Raw genomic sequence first — 219 nt, 5'->3', positions numbered from 1 at the left:
ACCAGCTCCTGCGGCGTGCCGCTGGCGAGTACTTTTCCGGCGTGCATCAGCGACATACGGTCGCAGCGCTCCGCTTCGTTCATAAAGTGGGTAGAGATAAAAATGGTGACTTTATCCTGACGCGACAGATCAACCATCAGTTGCCAGAACATGTCCCTCGCCACCGGATCGACCCCGGAGGTCGGCTCATCAAGAATGAGCATTTCAGGGCGATGGATC

1 pseudogene is annotated in these 219 nt (G+C 56.2%); it reads right to left on the bottom strand.

Going from position 1 to position 219, the window contains the following annotated elements:
• Window positions 1-219: pseudogene (locus FDX22_RS15590) on the bottom strand (hypothetical protein); the annotation flags it as partial.

The sequence above is a fragment of the Citrobacter sp. TBCS-14 genome (assembly GCF_005280805.1).
GTDB lineage: Bacteria > Pseudomonadota > Gammaproteobacteria > Enterobacterales > Enterobacteriaceae > Citrobacter > Citrobacter gillenii.
This window is presented reverse-complemented; position numbering and strand designations above follow the sequence as displayed.